This is a genomic window from Candidatus Vallotia laricis (assembly GCF_020541325.1).
GTDB classification, from domain to species: Bacteria; Pseudomonadota; Gammaproteobacteria; order Burkholderiales; family Burkholderiaceae; genus Mycetohabitans; species Mycetohabitans laricis.
The window spans coordinates 25,971-49,706 of record NZ_CP047398.1 but is presented as its reverse complement, the minus strand read 5'-3'; the positions used below and the strand labels follow the sequence as shown (position 1 = coordinate 49,706).

The window sequence follows — 23,736 nt, the reverse complement described above, 5'->3', positions numbered from 1 at the left end:
AGTATGATGTTAACTCTAAGATCTAATAAATATTTATATGTATTGTAAAATTACTATAGTAATCGCATTGTTCTCTTAATTTGTAAGAGGCATGAAAAATTAAACTACCAACTATCTATAAAAATTTAGGTATCTTGTACGGTAAACTGAAAGTTATTGCACCCCATCCTAAAAGATGGAGTGCAAGCACATACTTTCTTACAGTTTACCGTATTGTCTCTCGCTTTAATCGAACTGTGGCAGTGAGATCTTACCTTCTGAGTTAAGCAAACCAGATTCTAAGTAGATACGCAGCTTATCTCGGGTATCAGTAATATCAAGATTTCGCATAGTTAACTGGCCTATACGATCCAGAGGTGAGAACGATAAATCACCCCTTTCCATTGTTAACCGCTCAGGTTTATAGGTTAAATTCGGTGACTTAGTATTAACGATTGAATAATCGTTACCGTGACGTAATTCAATTGTTACCTCACCAGTAATAGCGTGCGCAACCCAACGCTGCGATGCTTCGCGGAGCATAATCGCCTGCGGATCAAACCAGCGACCCTCATATAATAGTCGACCAAGGCGACGACCATTTGCACGATATTGTTCAATTGTATCTTCATTATGAATACCTGTAACCAAGCGCTCATAAGCGATATATAGTAACGATAATCCTGGTGCTTCATAGATACCACGGCTTTTTGCCTCGATAATCCGATTCTCAATTTGGTCACTTACACCTAATCCATGCCGTCCGCCGATGCGATTTGCCTCAAGAAGAAGTTCGACATTACTATTAAATTCGATGCTGTTAATTGCCACCGGAAAACCCCGATCAAATCGCACAGTTACATCTTCACGGGTAATTGTCATATTATCGCGCCACGATGCGACCCCCATAATTGGGTCAATAATTCGTACACCCCTGTCAAGCCGCTCAAGGTCTTTAGCTTCATGTGTAGCGCCAAGAATATTCGAGTCAGTTGAATATGCTTTATCAGCCGACATTCGGTAATCAAATCCTGCCCGACTTATAAACTCGGACATTTCAGCCCGGCCACCAAGTTCGTTAATAAATACTTGGTCTAGCCATGGTTTATAAATATGTAAGATTGGATTGATAAGTAACCCATAACGATAAAAACGTTCAATATCATTACCTTTAAATGTGCTACCATCGCCCCAGATATTAACACCGTCCTCCTTCATTGCCGCCACTAGCATCGTGCCCGTAACTGCACGACCTAACGGCGTTGTATTAAAGTAGGTAACGCCGGCAGTACTAATATGGAAGGCGCTGCACTGTAGCGCGGCAAAACCTTCCATAACAAGCTGCTCACGACAATCAATGAGCTTTGCGTTTTCTGCTCCATACTGTTTGGCGCGACGCGGAATATCATCATAGTCAGTTTCATCTGGCTGACCAAGGATAGCTGTATAAGCATACGGAATCGCACCCTTAATGCGCATCCAATGAAGAGCTGCACTAGTGTCTAAGCCACCTGAGAACGCAATACCAACCTTTTGGTTGCACGGAAGTTGTTGTAAAATATTTACCATAACTAATTCAAAATTTGAATAAAAACGTTTACATAGGGAGTACGTAATGCCTACGGGCATTACAAATTCATATCATAAACAGCGTGTAGTCATTTCTACACTTATTAGAGGTAGTTTACACCTTATATTAAAACTTGCGCATAGCTATATAATAAGTCTACCTAAAATCCAGATGTTCTATATTATAGGTAATAATTTTATATCTTTCCAAGAAATAATTTATATTATTTATATATATACATAATTTTTACTATATATATTTTTATATCATACGTTTTTTAAAACGTTTATAAGATATAAATTTATTAAAAATAAGTACATACTACGTAAATATTTAATATGTTCAACAAAATTATTTAGATATTTTTAATACGATAAATATCGAATACCTTGTACTCTACTTTATTAGACAAAAGGTTATGTTAATATATATAACTATTTCGTAAAGTACGCTATTTGATTTTAGAAAATTTTTATTAAATCTTATCTATAATTAGATAATCAGTTTTTTTATATTAAATATCATTACTAATTTCCATGACCAGTTCGCACTAGATTTTTATTATCAATCGAAAATTTTACAGGCTCCCATGTTTAATACCATAATTCTTATTATTGTATTTAAAGTATTTTGATGAAATAACTATTTAATAATGTTTTATTAAATAGTTATTTTTAAAAGAAAAACTTATGAACCTATAAATCAACCCATAAACATTATAGGGTTCCTAAATTATCCTAAAATCTATGAGAATAGCTATATATAGCTTAGCATATAATTACGGAAATAAATTTAGATATTAGCGCTTACTTAATTAAGTAACTCACGAGAAAGAAAAAATTAATTTTTGATCTAGAATAGCCTTCGTAGGCCGTCTACGACTGGTGCCTATATTATCTAATCTACTGGATGCAATATACAATTTATTTAGGTATTAATAGCATCAATCTACATGGATGTTCTGAAATCGTAGTTTATTAGAAGACTCTTTAGATGTACCAATCGCGTTTTGCGTAAGGCTAAAACTCATATAAGAGCCGCGATAATACCCAAGCGATGGTACCTCCTCGGCGTGTGAAAAATCTAATACCCGACCGATTAAGACCCCATGATCTCCTGCATCTATAAATTTATACATCTGACAATCAAAGCTTGCTGCTGCGCCCCAAATTACTGGACTACCGCTGCAACATGGATACCACTTTGTTTGCGAAAATTTGTCTACAGCCTTCGATGCGAATAGCTTTGCAATACTTTCTTGCTCCTGAGCTAAAATACTGACCGCGAAATGCCCTGCGTTGGCAAAGACTGTATAACTTGATGCTTGCTTCGCAATGCAAATCAACACTAGTGGCGGATTAAGTGATACCGACGTAAACGAATTTGCAGTGAGTCCACGCGGTGTACCATCTAACTGTAATGTCGTCAGGACTGTAACACCAGTAAAAAACGCACTGAGCGCACGACGATACTCTTCGACATCAATAGAAAACTCATCTATCAATAGTGACCTCCATAAAGAGAAATTATTCGCGTTTTATGTCTATTTACATCGCAAAAATCTTTATGGCACATTATCATAATATATGCATACTCAATTTTATATAATTTTTTAAAAAAAAGTATATTAGCAATTTTCAGATAGTATGATAAAATTATCAAAAACGCATCACTATCTGGTATTACTTTAATAGATTATTCTTATCTAGATTAGATGAGAATGCAGAATCAGATAATAATAATAATTATTATCTGATATATTTAATTTGTATTTATAGACAGCCGTTTTTAAACAAAGTAAACACACTTCATTATAGTATTAAAAAAAATAAATTTATAGTTATTACTGAATTTATATAGTTATTATTCTGCTTATTTAAATGGCATATAAAATATAAAAACTTTATACTAATAACTAATTTTTAGTATACGTACCATGTACAAATTAATTCCATATAAAAAAATTTTTCCGACGTTCTTATAAATACTGCATCGCATACACAAAATAATAAAAATTCGTTTAGTTTTTATAAAAATCCTTGTTTTAAAGTATTTGTTAATTTCTAGATCGCTTACCTCTACTGTATTGCGAGCACAGTTAGTCTAAATGCACAGATGACGTCTCTATCTAAAAAACTCGCAGAATTCAGCAAGTAAGTATAACTTCTCAGTCGTTACTATAGTTAACTACTTATTACTAAAATCTTTATACCGCCTGCGAAGTATCTGTAAACATATTTTGCTCTAGTCACTTACCGATATTTGTTAGATAATATCTATTTATTAAAACTAATGTAGTCACGCACAATCTATATCTTGTAGATTACACCATGGAATAAAATACTTTAAAGTTTTGTTAAATATTGCGCTGATGCAGCCCGCTTCATATATATATAACTAAATTAAATATTCCGCTAATATTAGCGCATGCACTTTTATGCTACCTCAATCGGTATACCATTTGTTCTGAAGCGAGTTATATATACACTTGCATCTGTTGTAGATTAAAATAAATTTTTGTAAAATGCGACTGTATAGATTTTCTATCGAAGCAACTAACAATGGCGCTGCATCATCGTTAATATCAAGTATTATAGAAGATCTATCAGATTATTTTGGTAAATCTTATTAAAGAACCGTTCGTTATTAGAAATACAAATACTGATCAATCTTTTTTTAATTACTACAGCGCTTGGACAGTTTCTAATAACGAACGTTTCCAGCGAGATTTTTAAATGTGGATTTATTGCGATCAATTATCTTTTAATTTTACGTTCCAATTAATAAAAATAAAAAGTTTTTCCACAAAAATATAATTTATCCCCCCCCCCGGGGGGGGGCTCTATTCTCATATTTAGCATGGGTACACTTGAGTACACCTAATCTGGGGGTAAATTATATCTGAAGGCCTACGAGGAATTTTAGAATTTGATGGGTGATTACATGTAATGTAGTAGCGGGGGGGGGCTCTATTCTCATATTTAGCATGGGTACACTTGAGTACACCTAATCTGGGGGTAAATTATATCTGAAGGCCTACGAGGAATTTTAGAATTTGATGGGTGATTACATGTAATGTAGTAGCTTAAGCAATTGATACTGAGAAACATAATAGTACTTACTACTGAATACTTATAAACGCATATTTTTAAATTTTCTGAATTTTTTTAAAATTCTTGTACTATATACATAAGATAGACGTAGTTAACTAAATATTATTAGGAGCGAACTGCTATTAATATAAATTACGTATTACATCAAAAGAGTCATCATGACGAAAATATTATGAGAACAGACTAAATAGTTCTTTCTAAGAAAACTACCTAACATACTTTAGAATTCAAAATATTTAATTTCTCTAAATTGCACTAATTATTTTATTAGTATAAATATATATTATAATTTTATATATAGTTTTCTAGAATTCTACCAGAATACTAAAAGCGTAGTGCTCAACATAAATAGTTTTTTGTTAAGCACTGAAAGTATGCATATGGAAATAATTTACCAATTTAAAACACTTACTTAAAATAAGTTATAAACTTAAGAGAAACGTAAAATATACAGAATGTAATAATTTTCACAATCTAGAAGCATAAAAAATAACAGTATAGACTAGGGATATCAGCTTATTCGATGAGTAAATATATTTTACTTTAGATTGAGTTAACTATGCTCATACTAATGCGATAATAAAACAGCTGAGACTTCTTTGTTATCTGTCATCTATCCTTGATACACAGAAATCACTGCCGCCAGTATACCGCCGATCAATGATCCGAAAACTGGTACCCATGCGTAGCTCCATTCACTATCGCGCTTGCCTGGTATAGGCAAAAGTGCATGCACAATCCGTGGACCTAGGTCCCGCGCCGGATTCATAGCATAACCAGTCGTTCCGCCAAGCGATACATTGATTCCTAGCACAACCAACGCAACTGGCAATGCATTAATTGAGCCCAGTCCCACAGACGGCGCAACCATATGTAGAACCGCATATACAAGTACAAAAGTAGCAATAATCTCCGATGTTAAATTTCCCAGAGTATTGCGAATCGCCGAACCTGTACAGAATACTGCAAGCTTTGTGTCCGGGCAATCTGTCAATTCGAAATGCTGACGGTAAATAAACCAGACTAAGAACGCGCCAAACATGCCGCCAAGCAATTGCGCAGCCACATACGCTGGAACTTGAGTCCAAGCAAACTTGCCGACCACAGCAAGCGCTACAGATATAGCTGGGTTCAGGTGGGCTCCACTATAAGTAGCTGAGCAAAGAACGCTAACAAATACAGCCATTGACCAGCCTATTGTAATCACAAGCAGACCGCTATTATAGCCTTTCATGCGCCCTAAAATTACATTAGCAACAACACCATCACCAAGCAATACTAACAAAGTAGTTCCAATTAATTCAGCAATCAAGGCATTGGTATGCATAATAATTTCTAGTGTTATTAATCAAGCTGATGCCCACATTATCGCCGCCGACACTGCTCGATGCCAGCCAGTTCGGTACCGCGCTACCTCCTCTGACTCTAATGCTGGGGTGAATCGCCTATCTAATTTCCATTGATCTCGAACTTCATCGATACTATCCCAGCATCCAGTTGCTAGACCCGCGAGGTAGGCAGCGCCAAGCGCCGTAGCTTCTGACACAGAAGATCGCACAACATCCACACCAAGGAGGTCCGACTGAAATTGCATTAACAGATTGTTCTCAACCGCGCCCCCATCAACACGTAATTCAGTAATACGCTGGCCGGCATCGGCCTCCATCGCTTTAAGTACATCAAATGATTGATGTGCAATACTATCCAAAGCGGCGCGAGCAATATGTGCAGCACTCGTACTCTGCGTAGCACCAAATAATGCACCGCGTGTATACGGATTCCAATGCGGCGCGCCTAGGCCAGTAAAAGCTGGCACTAGAAATACACCGTCGCTATGTGGTACAGACTTAGCTAGCGCCTCAATATCAGCCGCTTTTTTAATAATTCCAAGCCCATCTCTTAACCATTGCACTACAGCGCCCCCGATAAAAATACTACCCTCTAGCGCATAGGTAATTTTTCCGTCGATTTGCCATGCAATTGTTGTTACAAGATTATTGTGCGATTCAATCGGCTTATCACCGGTATTCATTATTAAAAAGCAACCTGTACCGTATGTATTTTTAACCATACCGGGTGTAGTACACATTTGCCCAAACAGCGCGGCATGTTGATCACCAGCTACACCAGAAATTGGGATCTGCGACGCAAACATAGTGGTCTTAGTAGCACCGAACAGCGCTGAGGACGGCATAACCTGCGGCATCATACTGCGTGGAATTTCTAATTCATCTAGTAGTTCATCATCCCAATCTAACGTATGGATATTAAATAGCATCGTACGGGATGCATTAGTCACGTCAGTCGCGTGCATATTATGATGAGAAAAATTCCAGATTAGCCAGCTATCAACAGTACCAAAAGCATATTTTCCCTGTCTAGCACGCATACGAGCGCCATCAACATGGTCTAGAATCCATCGGATTTTCGTGGCAGAGAAATAAGCATCGATCGGCAAACCAGTTTTCGCGCGCACAGCGCTTTCAAGTCCACGCACTTTAAGCTCATCGCAAAACTTAGCAGTCCGCCGATCCTGCCAAACAATGGCATTGTAAATCGGTAGCCCAGTATCGCGATCCCATATAATTGTCGTCTCACGCTGATTTGTGATGCCTAATGCATAAATTGACCGGCTATTAAGTCCGGCACGTACAACAGCCTCAACAGCAACCCCCGCCTGGGTTGACCAGATTTCCTGCGGATTCTGTTCAACCCAGCCAGGTTGAGGATAAATCTGGCAAAATTCTTTCTGAGCAATCGATATAACCTCGCCCGCACGATTAAACACGATCGCACGCGAACTAGCAGTTCCCTGATCTAAAGCTAAAATATATTTAGCCATCCATGGATATCCCTGTTGGTTTTGATGTTGTTAAAGGACTGAGCCTTGAAAAAGGCAGAGCATAGTAAACGAAGCAGTCTAGTCATTACTAATCAATTATTAATATTCTACCCCTGTCATTAGGCTTACCATACATATATCGCCATATAGAAATTTATTAATTTCATTAATGCAAATCTATTTTGCCTTTGAAATTAGTTTTTACAATGATAAGAGTTCTAACATGAGCAGTTTTTTTATTTTAAAAAATTATATTATAATATATAGTATGATAGCATTTATCTAACATAGATTTACTATAATGTAGTATATTTAATTATTTTTTTATAAAATTCGACTAGTTTTTGTTTGGTCTATATATTAAAATAAGTGTATAGATTTTAGTGTATTTCGACAATTTATATTTAAATTTAAAAAAGCAAACCTAAATAATATATTAGAGTCACGAATTTCTATGAGTTTATTTATATAAACTTCCATACGAAAAATAACTAACTTTCCGTCAGGAGAATCTAAGTCCTTACAGTAACACTTAAGCTATTAGCGTAATGTACTACGCTACGTTATTAACGTAATGCTCTTTTAATAAAAATCATTGAAGAACGTAATACCTAGATATGCAGGCCAGCCTCTGGAGCAGCAGTATAATATATGCTGTAATACTAATTGAATTTTTTCATAGACTAAATACAAAAAAGTAAAATACGGTTTTTTAATATTACAAACTCACCAATAGCATCTGAAAATCTTGTAACCAAGTGTAAGATCATAGATCTAGATTAATAAATCTTATTTAGATAATATCTAGGGGCTTTATCGCACTTAATTGAGGTAATACTAGCAAGAAAAACTATCAGCATCAAAAAATGATTGATATCTGTAGTGCAAAAATATGCTTTGATACTAAAGCTTATATCAAAGACACTATTGCTGGAACAAAAGCCAGCTTTTATGTTTTCAACGGTACGTTTTAGGTAAGTACTAATTTTTTAATACGGAGTTAGGTATTTTCTAGGAAATAGACTATGAAAACGCACTGAAAAGAATCATTGCGTTAGATTTAATGATTTAAATAGTTATTAGCTAATAACTAATAACTATTAGCTAATAACTATCACCATATTTAGACTCAAGATCAGGATCTGATGTTATATAACATATAACCATATAAAATATAAGCGATAATTCTGTAATTGTTGACTTAACTAACAATAGCTAATGTTTAACAAAATTAGAATAAGACGTATACGCTCTCGCCTATATACGTGGCTTATCGAAGCTACGCCACACTAACCATGAAAATAATATGTATAGATATAGTCATAATAGTTTCGTAATACTACGTATTTAGATGCTGCGTAAGAATAATTCTTATTTAGCATTCCTATCTAGATAAAAAAATAAATGCTATTATCAATAATTTTTTTGAAACAAAAAATTTATCGCTATAGTTACACTGCCCTACCACAGAAATTACCTAAAAAATTCTACATAAGCGATATCTATATAAATAATATAGGCGCTTTATTAAGAATATGACCACGCCTAGCTATACGTTGTGAACGCAGCGATATTTTCCGGATGCTTATCTATCCTTAGGATTAGTTTCGTTGAAAACAAAATTATTAAAATACTAAAAACTCAACTGAGTCTTACGCGATAGACACTGCCGAATGATTGATATACTCTGTTATATTGATTTCATATTTTTTATATAACCTAGCCGAGAGTCGAGATTTATTATATATGAATACTTATATTCATATTAGTAGTTTGATGTATTGGCAGCAACTACTACAGCAGAGACTGCTATCGCTAGTGTGAGTTAACAACTACTTTTTTTAAAAAGTACTATGATTTATTTTGAGCTGAAGAAAGAATTTTTGAATTCGAAAATTATCGCGCTTTTCTTAAAAAAGCTTTTTTTATTTAATACATGACTATCTAACTAATCAAGTTAATACGATACTATAATTCGTAGTTCGCGATGCTTTCTAGAGAGCATATTTTCTGATAAAAATAGAGAGGCACTCAGTCGTAATGCGTATTAACGATGGTGAGCAGCATCAGCTTTAACCTATAGGGCTCTAAGCTATCTAGCTTAGATTTTATCTAATAAACGCATACTATATGCATGTATGACGATATAAATTACAGATTTCTTAATACTTTACTAAATTTATCACAGGTCTACAGTTTCTTTGGATAACTTTATTTATATTTTAAATAATTATTTAATTTAGGATATGCGATTAATATCTATGATTGATTTTTATTATTCTAGATGCGTAGATAATCTGATTTCAGGGACACTACTATTAGTCATAGAGATCGTCATTCTAGATAAAACATGAGAGGTTATACCGCGCGCTAACTCACTATCCCAAATAAATACCGTACCAATTTTCTCTGATTTAAGTAATGCAGCTTCATCATCATTGTCAGTGCATAACACAGCCTCAATAGAGGGGTTTAATATGCGAGCAGTATCAACAATTTTACGAATATTAAAAGTATCTGACACCGTTACCACTAATATCCTAGCACGAGCGACATGTGCCTGAACTAGTACCATAGGATCGGAGGCATCACCACATACGGCTGGTGTTTTCTCTGCTCGCAACTTTTCGACGATATCTCGATGCTGTTCGGCTACCACAAATGAAACCCGGTGCTCAGCCAGCATATGTGCGATACGGCGTCCGACACGGCTATAGCCGACGATGACGACCTGGCCCGTCAGATCCGCTGTCGGCACTGTCATCGGCAGTGCCGACAGCGGATCCTCGCGGCACTCCATCTGTCGTGCTAAGCTAGAATGACTTCGGATCCATGTTTGAGCTGGCTCGATTGCAGTGAATACAAGTGAGTTTAACGCAATAGAAATTAGCGAGCCAGACAATATTAGGTCTTGCCCTTCTTTCGTCAATAAGCCTAGAGATATTCCGAGTTCAGCTAGAATAAATGAGAACTCGCCGATTTGTGCAAGACTCGCCCCCACGGTTAGGGCACTATTCAGTGGATATCGGAAGGCTAGTACTAGCACTATCGCTGCCAAAGTCTTGCCAACCATAATAATTGCAACCACACCAAGCACATGTAATGGTGCGTTGATTAAAACATAGGGATCGAATAACATCCCTACTGATACAAAAAACAGAACCGAGAACGCGTCGCGTAACGGCAGCGTTTCCGCTGCAGCACGATGGCTAAACTCTGACTCTCGCATCATCATACCAGCAAAAAATGCACCTAGAGCAAATGATACATCAAATAAACGTGCTGAGCCATAAGCCACTCCGACTGCAGCAACTATTACGCATAGTGTGAATAGCTCACGCGAACCAGTACGGGCTACCAAGAATAATAGACGCGGAAACACACGACGGCCAACAACTAGCATTAATACAATAAAAGAAGTGACTTTTGCAAAGGTGACGCCAACCATTACCCATAAGCTGGGCTGTGGCATAGTAGTGTTCACTGGAGTTAATTCCGCAATATAATTGTTATGTAGCGAACCACCAAGCAGTCCAGATAACGGTGGAAGCAATACTAAAACGAGTACCATAACTAGGTCTTCAACAACTAGCCAACCAATTGCAATACGACCATTAGCTGAATCAAGCTGGCCACGAGCTTCTAATGCACGCAGTAATACGACTGTGCTAGCCACTGAAAGTGCCAATCCGAAGACAAGCGATACACCCATCGGCCATCCCCACCACATTGCTGTTCCCATGCCAAGCGCTGTCGCCACCACGATCTGGACAATAGCGCCGGGCATAGCTATACGCTTGACAGCAAGCAAGTCGTCAAGCGAGAAATGCAGCCCGACGCCGAACATCAGTAACATCACACCAATCTCAGCAAGCTGGCTAGCAAGCGCTAGATCGCCGACAAAACCTGGCGTTCCGGGTCCGCATAGTACACCAGCTAGCAGGTAACCAACCAGTGGAGGCATTTTAAGCCACGATGATACGTAGCCAAGGATCATCGCGAGCCCAAGCCCGGTTGCAATTAGAGTGATAAGGCTGATGTCGTGCGGCATGCAACTCCTTCAAGAATTTATGTATAAGATTATACGATTCTTGATAATATAGGGGGGCTTATCGCTCCCTGGGGATAAACGTATTAAAATAGCTAATTAAGCATAAAAATTATGAGCTTGATAGCTAGTCAGCTTTAACCTCTCATATGCTAGAAAAATTATACTTTCTCTTAAAAAGGGAAAAGAATAGTTCCCAAAAAACAGTATCTTGTAATAGCTGATTAAGCTTTATTCTTAATATAAATTGTTAATTTATAAACCCTACAATCCATAACTTTAGGTGAATTTTATTTCAATTATTTTTAAAACCGTCTTAATACTGCCGAGCGCCTCTTCTTTTAGTCTAGACACGTCATTTAGTAACATAGTAACAACTTGAAATCGGTTTACTATTTTATAGTAACTATAACTAGATACTATTTATTTTTAAACTATACATAATGAGAGACTTTTAACTGCGCTATTCACAAAAGTGAATATTAATTTTGATATATTAAATCAAATTCGATCATCGATTAGTGTGGGTAAACTCGATGATTCGATGTAAGTATTTAAAATTGATTCTACTTTGTAGAATCTTGTCGAAAATGTTATCCTAACATACTATATATAAGCTTTTAGTACATGTACTAAAGTTAATAATGACTATTCATATGCTAGTACTATTTACTTAAAAGCTGTATTTAGAATATTCGCACCCTCGTGCCTTAACCAAGAATCTTCTCTAAAATTTTACTGTTTTATATAAACCGTAAAATCGTTGTCTGCACTACCCACTCAGTGGATAGATTATATCTATAACTTTTAGCCCTGCACTGCAAACTTCTATTTAGATAGATCTTAGCTACATAACAAATAGTTGCGTCGTATCCATAATATTAGATTATTTTGTATGTTACCTTTAGCCGTACTTTTTATATTTTTTGCTTCATCTTGCTTAATAATGAAAATATTAGACACCAGTCAAGCTAGTGATTCGTAAAATTATAAAACAAATATTAGAAAAAGTCTGGAAAAATAGTAATCTAGACTCATCACATTCGCATTATACATTTATACTGCGCATATAATTTTAACTAAAAATTTGTTTATATTAAGTCTTAATACTTATTTAACCTACAGATATATTAAATAATCGGCATTATGCGCAAGAATATATTATATAAATTAGAATAGATAAATTAGTTGCTAGCAGCTTTACCATGAACAGTGCTTTAGCGAAAACGAGAATATACCCCACCTAGTCAAACTAATCTAGTTTTTCAAGGAAAATAAACCGCTTACTTTCGAGTAAATATACAAGGTTGTATATTAATGCGATTTATTTGATACTTTGAAAAATAAGCTTCCGTAATACTAAGACGGCCCATCTATTTAAAATAAAATAATCTACGATAATAGTATTAGAAATATAGCATAGGCAGCTACTAACACAGCAGGGGGCGTTCGAAAAGCGCAGGGTTTAGCCTGCGCTTTTCTTGTAACCACTGCGTATTGCAATAAACAGGTGCACTAAACTAGTACACTTTACTCCCTTAAATTTTACCCCGCTTAGAATTTATGACGCAGGCCTAGTGCAACATACCCTTGCGCACCATTATTTAAACTAGAAAAACCGTATGAACCAATCGCAGCTTGAGCTTTTTCGCCTCCGCTGCTTTGTTGGCCAGTAGCTTTTTGCCATGCACCAATTAGGTATACGTCAGTCCGCTTAGATAGGCTATAGTTAGCACCAAAACTTACCTGGCTATAATTAGATGATGTGTTACCCGAACCTTTTGTGTAGCTATAGCCTATTCCAGTAAGGAAGGAAGGCGTAGCTTGGTAGATCGCAGATATGTTTCCAGTATTAAACTTTTGCGTTTGACTAAATAATGAAGAAGAATCAGCCATATACTGCGCATTGCTATATGCAACACCAAGCTTTACTGGCCCTATTGTGTACTGACTAGCAACACGAGCAATCCTAAGAGACGCAGCCGAAATATAATTACTATTAATTGGGCTATTAAATATCGAGTCACTTATTATTTTAGTCGAAGCTGCGAGTGCAGCAGAGGCATTATTGGCACCTTTATTGTCTTTATTGTCTTTATTGTCTTTTTTGTCTTTATTGTCTTTATTGTCTTTATCGCCATTGTAGTACTGATAGCTAGCCGCTATCGAAATCGGGCCACTTGTATGCTTGATTGCAGCGCCCCAAGCATAGGAACCATCAAGCGGTTTTACATGATTTCCGATCGCATATAGACTTTCGAATTGCAAACCATCTAAAACTGGACTTTTATACTTAATTGAATGATTGACTCGGATACTATTGTCGTAGTTGTCGATATCACCTGGCGTTGCGAATGCAGCACCTAAGTAGCTACCAGCCGTGAGATTTTGTACCAGGTCTGTATCTGGAACATTTTGACGACCTATCGTTAGCGTTCCGTATGTATCGTTCTGCAACCCTACATAAGCTTGGCGGCCAAATTCTTGCCAACCTCGATTTAAAAGGCTATCGTTTAAATTAAATCCATTTTCTAGCCGGAAGACTGCCCTTACATCATTACTTAAATCTTCTGATCCACTCAGGCCCCAGAGCGATCCCCGCTCACTTCCAGAAGGTATAGACCACTGGTTTTTGGTATCTTCGTTGTTTAAGCAGTCTAGACTTTTATTAATAGTGCCATACAACGTCACCGAGCTTTGGGCATGGGCTGCTGAAGCTACGACGGCGAGCACGCCAAGAGAGATAGCCGAAAGTGCTAGTCGTTTCATCTAATATTCTCCATAGGTTATTTGATTTTCCTGCGGTCGCAGCATACCTCAACGTCTTTAGAAGAAAGAAATAAAAGCTTGGCTAATATTGCTATATTTATATATATTTGCATGCCGCTTTTTGGAAAATGTGATATCATGAATCTTGATAAAATAGTCTATAAAAATTCTAATTTAATTTATTTAAACGCCCCCTCCACAAAAATCCTCGAACGGTCCAAGTAGTTTCGAAAAGCCAAGATTGCCCTAAGGCAGCATTTGCTATACGGTGTCTCCCATCAAGAAATAGTTGCCTTAGCAACTTACCTATCAAATAAAACTTTTGACCCATTGTATTACGGACGATTAGTTTTTTCTAATGCTCAATCACAGTTACTTTATGAGTACATTTCGGGATAATACAAGTACAATACCGTGATGTCTAGATTAAAATTAAATGCCAACACTAACTTACCCCCCAGTATAGTGTTATGTTAAATGTAATATCTAGGCACGCACCGCACTTATAAATCTGATACTGCTGTAACAGCATCTCTGATCTTACAGTAGCAACACTAGGTACTTAATTATCCTAAAGCACATATGACAATCGCATTTCTACTTATGTAGTTTGATATATATTTTACTAGATAATACGCCAAAATTTAGGCAAATATTACAATCAGCTTTATAAGCACTAAGTAAAAAAATAAATCTCCATAAATTTTCTATTTACTATAATTCTCCACACAACATTACTACTCAGATAAGTCTGCTGACATAAGACAGGCATTGCAATAATGCTGCCGTTGAAAACAGCAATCGATGTATTATATACGTATGCATACTAGTATGCATATACTATTAACTAATTATATTCCATCGATACTAAGCTAATCTCATAGTCACGATTATTGACCTTTTAGTCTCAAACTAATTGTAGTTAGTATCTGCATTGTGGAGACATTACAGGTCGTCTATTTATTAAGATCAATTATAACAAGTGCATAGTAGAATAAGTGGGGCTAAATTGTCTATAAATAGACGAATAGAAACGTTGGTTTAACGAAATGAAACATCCCATAATGACTAAGATAGAAGAAAGCGATGTAATAGTACTCACCTTGAATTATAATATGCTAGTATAGCATATTATGCTAGTTAACTTCTATTTGAAAATCGCGAAAGCGTCACATACAAATAATAAAATATAGGCAACAAATATGTAATGTTACAGTACTAACTAATAGTAGTATTACTACTTAACTATTCTGTGGATAGCACTTAACTGCTAAAGGAATATATGTTCCATACGCAGAACGCTAAGATATTTTTAATAAAAAACATATTTCTTGAATAAAAGAAGATATACATTAACTAAGATGTAGCGATAACTTCTTACTATAGACTGACACTTTGTGATTACTAGGTGCAGAGCAGCTATTCTGAAATCTCTACCCATATCATTATGGATATACTTTTTATAAACTCATCGCCCTGGAAAATCAAATAGTTTAATTTTATTTTTTGTATATTATTACTTACCTTAAATTAAAAATCTTATATATAAGATACATACCTTAATTACTAGAATATTAGTACTCAATTAATCTGCATTGCATACAAGTTCAAACTTTGGCTACTTATATTAATTAATGATAGCATCAAGCGATTATAAAGAACTAGTCTAATTACCTTAGTATAAATTTAGCTACTGTAATACAGACTTTGCTAAAAAATGCTTTTATAATCTTTATGAATTAATATATTACTACGCGCGAGTATCTATCTGTAGATATGGTGACTGATCTACAATTCCATGCTAATAGCTACTAACATATGTGAATTATTTACTGATGATATTTCTATACATAGTGCCAATTATAATAATAATATACTAATAAATTACGGCGATTTAGCTTCAGACATAAATTCACTTACTCAACTCTAGAATACTAACGCGATGCTTATAACACAGTTTCTGCTATTGCAGTAGTTATGATATGCTTATATATAACATATAATTTAAAAGTCTATATCGTGCTAATAGAATTTATAGCGCCTTATGCGAATAAAATTTAGAAGATAATAAATTCAGAAGTACTACGATGCGTATCAATACAAATTCTTGACGAAGAAATATTCTTCTGCTTGAGATTTATAAGAATCAGATATTGTTTAAAGAAAATTTCTGTCTAGCTAGCTAGTTATTTAGGTTACTTTCAGCACAAACAATCGCATAACAAATCATTCTTCCTAATAGGGATTGCAAAATTTGCACTTTTTGGGAAATTTAATGCCTAATCTATTAGAAATAATTAATACAAATCTATATCGCGCTCATGACTTTGAATGGACTTAAGAAAAAAACAGAAAATAATTTATTAAATTCTCTTACTGTACTTAGTACAAGCTTTAATAGCACGCTTAAAAGATAAATTTAAGCTATCCCGCTTGCTGCAAAAACATATTTTTTAGTTAGATAACCTACAAATAGTCGCTAGTTTTAAAAAGTTACGAAATCAGACAGTGGAAATTTTTTTGCATTTAAATATATTATTAATATTTTTATATCAATCGTTAAAACACGGATTTTCTTAAAACAAAAGAAATTAAAAGTAAAATTTCTTTTTATATCGGCATACGCACAGCGAATCTAGCCATTAGATACTATATAAGATCGAATTTATAAATAGAGTCGTAATAAAAAATTATTAAATTATAATAAATTTTTATAAAAATTTTAGAATACGAAAAACATAATCGATTCCGGCCATCCATTTAGGTGTAGATAAAATTTTAAGCAAAGGCAGTTATAGCGGAAGAAGCTGTATCAATTGCTTAGCTATAATATAGCGTACTTAATGTTATAATTGATAACATAAAATTTATGTAATTAAAAATTTTCCTAGCACAAATGTGCGTTGACACTACCAATCGGTCCAAATGCGATGCAGCCGAGATAGTCAACAAGATCATCAATCCAGTGTAGTTGTAGTACAGCAATACTATTCCATTTGTCTTTTACTGGTAGTTTAATATGCTGTATACCTGGAGCGAAAGGATCTACGGAAACCCGTTGCAATCCATATCTAATACCGATACCAAACGCCTTAAGTACGGCTTCCTTAGCTGTCCAGCACCGCAAAAAACCCTTAGCACCACGCATGGGGCTGCTCCTGAGCAGGATATTCCGCTCAGAAGTGGTACATACCGTTTTAAGTAATGCTCGCCAAGCTATTACACGCTCGACACACTCAATATCTACGCCTACACAACGCTTATTTGAGAGCGCAATCAGCGCATTCTGACCCGCATGTGTCACATTAAACGATAATCTGTCCTGGTAGCCAGCAAGTTCTAGTCGTCCAAAAGCCCCTAATGAAAAACGCAGCGATAACGGAAGGGTACCAGTATACTTAGCAAGTAACGTTCGCAGCACAGCCCGCGTTGCAGCAAAACGTAGACGATCTGCGTCATGTTGATAGCGCAGTGCTCGTTGCTGCTCGTTAACAGACAACCGCGCTCGAAGCAATTTCCATGCAGTAGAGGCAGCAAGTGGGATGCGTACATTCCACAATAACACATCGTTAGGCCATCGTCCAGCAGAGCTTAGTAAGGTTGTCCCCTTAGCATAAATTACATCTTCGCCCATCTTTTATGTATAAAGTATATGCTGCGCTATAAAAATTGCGTTATAAAAAATATACTATACTAGTCTTTATAAGACTGGCATATAGTTCACAATATCACTTTCTATAATATCTGTATTGTATTGAGATACTTTTTCAATTCTTGATTTAAGATAAATGTTGAAATTTTTCTATTTGAATAATTTTTTTAGGAAACCTAAATAAAATTTAAATACATAGTATATAACTTTTGACGTCTTTAATAAAAAATATTATTTTTATCAAAGATTCAAATCATATAAGATATAAAATAGAAAAAATTCTTAAAAAAGCTGCGCTATTTTATATTATAGCAACAGTTGTCTATCTAGTACATATACCCTGATATTATATGTACTTACAAAATAGAAGTTGTAAGTAACAACCGCTAAACAAGTGGAATGATAATTATTTGTTCCCCTGTGTTGCAGTTCATGCTTACTGATATGGCTGTATTAGATAATATTAAATATTATCTAATATTGTGAAGTAGATTTTTATTTAATTATTGAAATTACTTTTAGAATCTAATAAGATTCACTTTCTTATATAAGTTTATGCCATCTAATTATTTCAATTTCAGAAATGTATAAAACACTATTAGTCGATTTCTATATCTAAATAATTTAGATCTGTGATCTATGTTTAAAACATACTTTTCTGAGTTTAACTATTCCAATCTAATAGATTTTATTTACTTATTGTGAACTTTCCTCAATGTTATTAACACTTGATATAATCTATTTAATGTGATTGAAAATATTTCAAATATTGATTTGATATTAATTTAATATAATATTTATATCAAATAAATGCTTATATGTATAAATAAAGGAGTTGTTATTAAATAATTTAAGCAGTAATTATTAATATAATTATATTAATAATTCGATAAAGCTTATTCATAAAATAATTTCATTATTTTTCAGACTACGATGCACTCATATCCAAGATGTGATATCTTGTTCGTTAGTTACGCTTTATATTAATTAGCGTGTTAAGATCAATTCTTAAATTTTAGTTTCATTAATCTTATTTTCACTAATAAGAGTTTTATTTTTACAGATGTATACAACAAAATACTTTAATGAGATAAAGTATTCACTTTATATAATAATTGTTCCTATTCAGTTATTATATATAACCATTGGTTTATAGCTATATAATAAAAGTAAAGTACTCTATTATTTTGTTGTGATGTGCGCGTATAAATAAGCAGATGAAGGAAAAATTCTGAATTACAAATCAATAAAGAACTAGGTGTGGAGTATGCTCAATTCTTACTAGTGAAGATGGATATTTTTTAGTAATTTTAGAGAATATTACTCCTGTGACATTAGATAAACTCTATTTAAGCACTGATTATATCAAATACTCTGTATAAAAGTCGTGAATAAGCTAAAATTGCATGTTAGATAATATCAATTATTAATATTAAATAAATTTTTTTCTAATAAAAAGTTTTGATACAAGATAGATTTTGTATAATTAAATAAATTTTGAATTTTTCTTGTAAAAGAAAGTTAAGTAATAATTACTGCATAGTTTATTAGATATATATACATAAAATGTAATATAATACATTATTATTAATAAGTTTTGAGTTACTTGTTAAGAACAAAGTTTTATATGAATTAATTATTTGTTGCATAACAAAGTATGTATCTTAAAGTAAAAATAGAACTATTGAGTTCTATTTTTAGAACTATCATGTTAAACATTTATTCTTGTAAAGAATATTTATTTATGGATAGTTATATAACATATACGTATATAAGTTAGTTTTATTTAGCTCGAAATTTTAAGAATGTTGTTTTTATTGATGTTAGCCTTAAATAAAATTTTTATTGACATAATTTTATTATATTATAAAAAATATAAATTTCTGAAGATTTAATAAAAATATTTTTTACAGATTTAAAAATTCTTTATTTAATTTATTAAATAAAGAATTTTTAAATAAAATTAAAAAATTGCAAAAAACTTAACAATACTTAACTTTATAAAAAAATCAAAAGTATAATTTTACTATCTATATGCCCCCCCCCTTAGCAAAAACTTTTTATTTATTCAAAGACCCGAGGCTATACCAATTTTAAAAAATTAATTAAATTTATCTTTCGCTCCAAGAATTTCTTGAGTTAATTAAGAAACATAAAAATTACTTTAAAAACGTTAACATTAGCTCAATCCCTTACCCAGCAAGGCTTTCCGAATACTAATGTGAAGGTTTACGGGAATTAAAGTGAGGCCATACAGGATAATAAAGTGACGGAGTTCAGGGAATTAGGTGAGTAGATACAGGAATTATAGTGAGCGAATTCAGGTTTAAATTATTAAGTACCAGCAACTTAAGTGAGAAAATACAGGAATATATGTACGATAGTTAAGGCTAAAAAAGAGTTTATGCATTAAAACTCCTCTCTGAAAAGTACTCAGTGAGCTTCTTCGGGAAGAGCGTTTAGCTTACTTTTATCTTTCGCTACTCTTTTTTCTGTTTAGTGAGGTTTTTCGGGATGATTTTATCCGTAAAAGTGAGTTAATACGGGAATAAAAATGCCATTTTATGGCGCATCCTAAACGAAATTATTAAAATGAATATTCATGTGTAAATAAACATTACAGCACTACTAAGTGAGCCTTCGCAGGAGTTTATTTTATTATGCTATTCGTACTTTTTAGTCGTATTAGTAAAAGCAATACATACTATAACTATATGATATATAACAGATTTTAAGTATCGACATAACGAGCTTTATCTTATAAAGGTGAGCTTTTTCGGGTCGTTAAAAAGCACGCTAAAGCAATATTATCTAAATTTAGTAGTACGCATTTTCTGTATCAAAGTGAGTCTTTACAGAAGTTAGACGCAGTCTGAGGCGCAGTTTAAAAGTAAGTGCCGTGCTAAAAGCCTGGACATGTTATATAACTGATTGAACTGTATTTTTGCTTTTAGATAGCAAATATTTATAAAGCTTTGCCCATTTTAGAGAAAAAACCGGTATTTTATTAAAGCTTTTAGTAGCCAAAAGCTACGATCATTTGGGGTGAGTTTGTTCGGGAAAATTCCTTACAAATTTTTTTAATCTAAATTAAATTTTTTGATAAAAATACATAGTCAGTTTTTCACTGACGCAATAAGTGCTTAATAGGTTAAAGGTGAGACTTTTCAGGGGGGTGTATTACCGTGAATAAGTATTCATAGTATTGCTCTATAATGAGTGAGTTGTTAAACATATACAGTCTTCACTATTACAGTATGCTCTAATTAACCACTGTCTAGATTTAACGTATGGCTACCCGTGTTACAAAGAAGAAAACTGATGTTGTCAGCCAAACCTCCGCAGAGTTGCGCAAGGCCGTTGAAGCTATCGCAATTCAACCAAAAAGCGGCAAGATTACTTTGCTGACTCGCAAACTCTTTAATGTGTTATTAGCGGTTGCGCAGAAATCGGATGAGTCAGGTGATACTTACCGAGCATTGCTTTCGGATATTGTTAAAAATTCCGCATTTGACTCTCATGACACGGCGCTCATTAAAGAGCATTTGCGTAGGATGGTATCGGTGCAAGTTGAATGGAGTACCGGAACATCGAGCCAAAAACCGGGGCGCAAATGGGGTATTTCAACATTAATTGCGGATGCCGAAATTCTTGAGGATACAGCTACCCGGCGTGTATGGGTTGAGTTTTCGTTTGCCCCAAAGATTAAGAAAAAACTTCTTGATCCCGTTCAATACGCTCGCCTGAGCTTGCAGTTCCAAAGCCAACTACGTAGTAGTGCTGGGCTAGCGCTCTATGAGATCTGTATACGTTACTTAACTAATCCAAGCCATCTTACAATGCGTGAGCCCTGGGAATGGTGGCGTCCCATCTTATCTGGAACGCCTAACTCGGAAGGCGGCGATAATGCTAAACGTGAATATAAATATTTTAAGCGAGACTATCTTCGTCCTGCTATGGCAGAAGTGAATGCGGTAACCAATATTAATATCGAATTAATTGAACATCGTGAAGGACGGAGAATATCAGAAATCCAGTTCCAAGTAGCAGAGCGAAAGCAAGCAATGCTAGAAATCGATTTGCATCGAAACGTATTTGATAGCACAGTGATCGAACGTATGGTTAAGCTCGGTATTCCTTTAAAAGACGCGCAAACAATTTACAATGATAACGAAGAGAATTGTATTCGTGCTGCACTTCAAATGACGGAGCAACGTATGCGTAGCACAACGTTGCCTATAGTACGTAGTGCTGCAGCACTGTTTAAGGATGCACTAAAAAAAGGCTACGCGCCGCCAGTTGAGGCAGCGCAAATGTTTCCACATATTAAGAAAAATTCTATAGTACAAGATCCAAAAACTCGACTTTTGGCAGAATATGCTGCATATCGTAGAAAACAAGCACAAAAGTTTTATGATAAGCAAGATAACGCTAATCAAGAGCTTATTCGAGAATCATTTGAAGACGAGGTGTTACCGAGCCTGGGAATGCATCTGCGCGACGAATGGCGGAAGCGTGGTACCTCATCAAAGATTGCTGAAACTGCTTTTTTTGATTGGTTTGTGCTAAAAACATGGGGTGAGCCAACGGATGGTGATTTACTTGCATTTACATTAAATTATGTGCACGATACAGATTAATCTAATGCTAATATGCTATTTATGAGTATAAAAATTCATTATTTATTTTCCTGGATATTAGCATTTGATATTTTTGGAAAAAAGTGCTTCGATTTTTGTTAATAATTCGTCTCGCTTTTTTGGTACTAGTCCTTTAAGCTTTAATTCAAGTCGATCGTCGCCGTATAATTTAAGGTCACCTAGGATTACTCCATCTACCTTAATTTCTACTCGTTGCTTATAACGCTGACGACGAAGCGGTTGGGGCATATTGCTTGATAGTGATTTATATTTAATAATATCAGCAACTTGCCGAGTGCTCAGGTCGTTAGCGACAATCTTATTGATTAATTTAAGCGCAGCATTTACACCTTTTTCCGAATGATATCGGGCAACTTGGTATGCCATATTAGATCCAAATCGGTCGGGTCTAGTTAGCATTTCTTTCATAATAATTTCCGGCAATTTAGCAATGCCTAATGCGACAGCAACTGTAGACTCATCAATTCCAAGATTCTCAGCAAGTTCGCGCTGACTTTTAAAGTACTGTTGATCGAGAAAGCGCTGCCATATAATAGCGTTATCAAAGACTGTTTGTGAGTCCCTTTGAACATTTAAATCGTAACCAAACTTATAGCTCTCAATACCAATTGGTAAGTCTACGACAATTGCTTTTACACTTTCCTGATTAGATTCTCTTAATGCCAGAACCCGACGACCACCATCGCTTAGAAAAAATGTACCAGGGTTTTGGTAGTCGGGAATAACATGAATAGCCTGCTGTTGACCTTGCTTAGCAAGATTTATAGCCAGTTCCTGAATAGATGATTTTAAGTAAAAATAACGTGGATTAAAAGGACTTGGTTTAATCCTTTTCAAGGGTAACAAAATAATTTGCCCTGGCGTATATTCGGTTTTAGTGCGCCATATAGCGTAAGCGGCAGATTCGCGAGAATTTGTTGTTCTAGACTGAATATCATTGTCTTTATTAATTACAACTGATTTAGAGAAATCAGGGTTATTTTTCTGCTTGACCCAGGTATCGATCGTATTAAGACGCTCTAGCGATGTTTTTTTTTCGCTAGTTGTTACATCTGGCCGCGCCCGGAAACCTCGGGCTAGTTGAGTAGATTTCATATAATTG

The 23,736-nt window shown here is 34.8% G+C and carries 9 protein-coding genes; 1 reads left to right on the top strand and 8 read right to left on the bottom strand.

Annotated features, from left to right (window positions below; translation table 11 throughout):
• Window positions 1-225: 225 nt before the first annotated feature.
• The 7 genes from argG to GKR41_RS00075 form a co-directional block, all read right to left on the bottom strand.
• Window positions 226-1,548: an argininosuccinate synthase gene (argG, locus tag GKR41_RS00105; protein ID WP_226809536.1), complete on the bottom strand. Its 1,323-nt coding sequence runs from the start codon at window positions 1,546-1,548 to the stop codon at window positions 226-228.
• 944 nt (window positions 1,549-2,492) lie between these two features.
• Window positions 2,493-3,053: a flavin reductase family protein gene (locus tag GKR41_RS00100; RefSeq protein ID WP_420885639.1), complete on the bottom strand. Its 561-nt coding sequence runs from the start codon at window positions 3,051-3,053 to the stop codon at window positions 2,493-2,495.
• Between the two features lie 2,222 nt (window positions 3,054-5,275).
• Entirely contained in the window at window positions 5,276-5,989 is a 714-nt protein-coding gene (locus GKR41_RS00095; protein ID WP_226809535.1) for an MIP/aquaporin family protein, read from the bottom strand.
• A 21-nt stretch (window positions 5,990-6,010) separates the two neighbouring features.
• The gene (glpK, locus tag GKR41_RS00090; protein WP_226809534.1) at window positions 6,011-7,504 is read right to left on the bottom strand and encodes a glycerol kinase GlpK; all 1,494 of its coding nucleotides are present in this window, start codon (window positions 7,502-7,504) and stop codon (window positions 6,011-6,013) included.
• Between the two features lie 2,275 nt (window positions 7,505-9,779).
• Window positions 9,780-11,555, bottom strand: a complete 1,776-nt coding sequence (locus GKR41_RS00085; RefSeq protein WP_226809533.1) for a cation:proton antiporter domain-containing protein — start codon at window positions 11,553-11,555, stop codon at window positions 9,780-9,782.
• 1,551 nt (window positions 11,556-13,106) lie between these two features.
• Complete coding sequence (locus tag GKR41_RS00080) at window positions 13,107-14,321, bottom strand: porin (RefSeq protein WP_226809532.1); 1,215 nt, start codon at window positions 14,319-14,321, stop codon at window positions 13,107-13,109.
• A 2,887-nt stretch (window positions 14,322-17,208) separates the two neighbouring features.
• Entirely contained in the window at window positions 17,209-17,955 is a 747-nt protein-coding gene (locus GKR41_RS00075) for a 4'-phosphopantetheinyl transferase family protein (RefSeq protein ID WP_226809531.1), read from the bottom strand.
• Between the two features lie 3,308 nt (window positions 17,956-21,263).
• Between GKR41_RS00075 and GKR41_RS00070 the strand changes: the two genes are divergently transcribed.
• Window positions 21,264-22,613: a replication initiation protein gene (locus GKR41_RS00070; RefSeq protein ID WP_226809554.1), complete on the top strand. Its 1,350-nt coding sequence runs from the start codon at window positions 21,264-21,266 to the stop codon at window positions 22,611-22,613.
• Window positions 22,614-22,670: 57 nt separating this feature from the next.
• Here the strand turns inward: GKR41_RS00070 and GKR41_RS00065 are convergent, their stop codons facing one another.
• The gene (locus GKR41_RS00065) at window positions 22,671-23,729 is read right to left on the bottom strand and encodes a ParB/RepB/Spo0J family partition protein (protein WP_226809553.1); all 1,059 of its coding nucleotides are present in this window, start codon (window positions 23,727-23,729) and stop codon (window positions 22,671-22,673) included.
• Window positions 23,730-23,736 lie beyond the last annotated feature (7 nt).

What these genes read in the sequence shown, in the direction of transcription:
- argG (WP_226809536.1), bottom strand. Translation starts at nt 1,548, where the DNA reads ATGGTAAATATTTTACAACAACTTCCGTGCAACCAAAAGGTTGGTATT.
- GKR41_RS00095 (WP_226809535.1), bottom strand. Translation starts at nt 5,989, where the DNA reads ATGCATACCAATGCCTTGATTGCTGAATTAATTGGAACTACTTTGTTA.
- glpK (WP_226809534.1), bottom strand. Translation starts at nt 7,504, where the DNA reads ATGGCTAAATATATTTTAGCTTTAGATCAGGGAACTGCTAGTTCGCGT.
- GKR41_RS00085 (WP_226809533.1), bottom strand. Translation starts at nt 11,555, where the DNA reads ATGCCGCACGACATCAGCCTTATCACTCTAATTGCAACCGGGCTTGGG.
- GKR41_RS00080 (WP_226809532.1), bottom strand. Translation starts at nt 14,321, where the DNA reads ATGAAACGACTAGCACTTTCGGCTATCTCTCTTGGCGTGCTCGCCGTC.
- GKR41_RS00075 (WP_226809531.1), bottom strand. Translation starts at nt 17,955, where the DNA reads ATGGGCGAAGATGTAATTTATGCTAAGGGGACAACCTTACTAAGCTCT.
- GKR41_RS00070 (WP_226809554.1), top strand. Translation starts at nt 21,264, where the DNA reads ATGGCTACCCGTGTTACAAAGAAGAAAACTGATGTTGTCAGCCAAACC.
- GKR41_RS00065 (WP_226809553.1), bottom strand. Translation starts at nt 23,729, where the DNA reads ATGAAATCTACTCAACTAGCCCGAGGTTTCCGGGCGCGGCCAGATGTA.